Source organism: Vibrio methylphosphonaticus (assembly GCF_023634655.1).
In the GTDB taxonomy this organism is placed as follows: domain Bacteria; phylum Pseudomonadota; class Gammaproteobacteria; order Enterobacterales; family Vibrionaceae; genus Vibrio; species Vibrio methylphosphonaticus.
Window position 1 is genome coordinate 1 of record NZ_JAMKMS010000051.1, and the last position, 2,301, is coordinate 2,301.

Annotated in this window: 3 protein-coding genes; all 3 read right to left on the reverse strand. The window is 45.9% G+C overall.

The features are described from left to right. Nucleotides 1-1,499, reverse strand: a 1,499-nt coding sequence (gene tnpC, locus M9196_RS23145) for an IS66 family transposase (RefSeq protein ID WP_250619862.1), incomplete at its 3' end; no start/stop codon positions are given. A gap of 86 nt (nt 1,500-1,585) precedes the next feature. After that, a complete protein-coding gene (gene tnpB / locus M9196_RS23150; RefSeq protein WP_250619863.1) occupies nt 1,586-1,930 on the reverse strand; it encodes an IS66 family insertion sequence element accessory protein TnpB in 345 nt (114 codons plus the stop codon). Further along, complete coding sequence (tnpA, locus tag M9196_RS23155; protein ID WP_250619864.1) at nt 1,927-2,226, reverse strand: IS66 family insertion sequence element accessory protein TnpA; 300 nt, start codon at nt 2,224-2,226, stop codon at nt 1,927-1,929. Before tnpA ends, tnpB begins: the two co-directional genes overlap by 4 nt. Nucleotides 2,227-2,301: the final 75 nt, after the last annotated feature.

Sequence of the window (2,301 nt, forward strand, 5' to 3'; positions counted from 1 at the left end):
GGCATAAGATCGGTCAGATCATCTTGTGGCGATCGCATCGGCAGCACTTTGAATAAGTGCACGAAGTAGTAATATGGATTGATGTTATTTGCACGACAAGTCATCACCAAACTATACAAGTTAGCACTCGCTGTCGCGCCCTCAACTGAGGTTGAGAACATCCAGTTTTTCCGCCCCGTTGTAAACGGGCGGATATCTCGCTCAGTCACATTGTTGTCAATGCTTATGTCGCCATCTTCTAAATAGGTGAGCAACTTAGGCCATTGGTTGACCGTGTAATTGATAGCGCCACCTAACTGACTTTTCGGCAGCACTTTTTCCTGACTTTCCAGCAACCACTCGTGGAACTTGTCTAAGATAGGCTTTGATTTTTGTTGGCGTAACCGCTGCCTTTCGATAGCACTTAAGCCTTTGGCTTCTTGCTCAATGCCATAAAGCTTGGCGATGAAGTTGATGGCCTTTTCTATTCGGCCTGATTTCTTCTTCGGTTGGGCTTTTTGTGCATCGGTAAACTTGCGTCTTACGTGCGCTAAGCAACCTGCTTGGCTAACATTGTTGAGACCGTTATAAGCTTGGTAACCGTCGGTAAGCAGGTAACCAGAGTAATCACCTAAGAAGTCTTTAACGCATTGTCCTGCACGACTTGGTTGATAATCGTAAATGACCACAGGCTGTTTAACGAACTCGCCGCTACGGTAAACCCACATGTAAGATTTACTCTGAGCACTTCGGTCTTGCTCTCGTAGCACTTGAACGGTGGTTTCATCGGCGCAGATGAGCTTCTCATTCAGTAAATGGGCTTTCATTGCTTCAACGATGACATTCACTTTACTGCCCAGTTGCACACACCAGTTGGCGAGTGTTCCACGGCTTAAGTCGATATCAGAACGCTTTAATATCTCGACTTGGCGATAAAGCGGCAGCGCATCGACATATTTTGCTGTCACGACGGCCGCGAAGGCTTCAGGGCTACCCATGCTTTTCGGGATCATATTGGCAGGTCGAGGCGCTGTGATAATTTTGCTGCTGGTTTGTGCCTTTTCACACTGACGGCAAGCATATTTAGTGCGTTCATGCCGCACGACACTGACTTTCTGAGGGATGATTTTTAGCTCTTCCGAGACTTCAGTGCCGCATTCATGGAGTGGTTCATTACAGCATTCACAGTAAGGGGCATTGAGCGTGTGTTGATGCACTTCGCGCTCTAGCTCGGCTGGTAGTGATTTTCGGCCTTTTTTATGATGCTTAGGGTCCGACTTTGGCAGTGCATTTTGCTGTTCGGCTTCGTTGAAAGTGCCTTTGGGCTCTTTTTCGCTTTTGGCTGAGAAGCGTTTAGATTTGCTCAGGTTAAGTTGCTCAAGGAGCAACTGCATTTTGTTTTCTAACTCAACGACTTCCTCTGCTTGAGTGTCAACCGTTTTTTTGAGTGCACTGTTCTCTTCCTGAAGCTTAAGCAGCATCGCTTTGAGTTGTTCTACATCATCAGGAAGGTCGGTCATGGTAAGGGCTCGTTATCTATCATTTCCACTTAGTCTGACAGCGAAAAAGGATCGTTCAAGCCCAATTTGGGGATCAGTATTCTAGCTCACACTTCTCGGCCATAAAGGGGCTGATGAGCCTTAGGGTTTTCAATATTTAGCCCAGATAATAGCCAGTTAAGTTGTTGAGTAGAGATATGGATATGGCCCGCAGCGGTAGGTTTTGGCCACTTAAAGCGGCCTTTTTCTAGTCGGCGGTAATAGAGCCAAAATCCGTTGGTGTCCCAAAAGAGAATTTTGATTTTATCTCGACCACGATTACAAAAGATAAACCACGCGCTGCTCAATGGATCCATTTCTAGCACATCCGCGACAATAAGAGACAGGCCATCAATCGACTTTCTCATATCGGTGATACCAGAAACGAGATAGACCGCGCCACTTGGGATCATTGCAGCGCCTTAAGCCAAGTTTGAATTTGTGCCAGTGGCAATGAGGTTGGCAGTTCCGCTCTAAGTCCATTAGGTAGATGTACAACAACCGCCTCCAAACCTAAAGGTGGACGATCATTCATTACCACTTGATGGGCAACCTGCTCATCATCAGTTTGTTTGAGTTTCTTCAACCAATAATGAAAAGTAGCGTAATTGATGTCGTGCTCTTTGCAAAACTGCGGAACAGAAAGTCCGCTTTCTTGCTGATTAGAGACAATAGCTGTCCAATGTTGATGTTTTTCTGATTGAGTCATAGTTCCTCCGTTAGGTTGGCAAAACTATGACAAAGGTAGAGCGGAATTAGAACGTGTGGTTAATTAAACGCTTAC

Bases quoted from the DNA above. Each gene is read 5' to 3' on its own strand.
- tnpB (WP_250619863.1), bottom strand. From the start codon at position 1,930: ATGATCCCAAGTGGCGCGGTCTATCTCGTTTCTGGTATCACCGATATG.
- tnpA (WP_250619864.1), bottom strand. From the start codon at position 2,226: ATGACTCAATCAGAAAAACATCAACATTGGACAGCTATTGTCTCTAAT.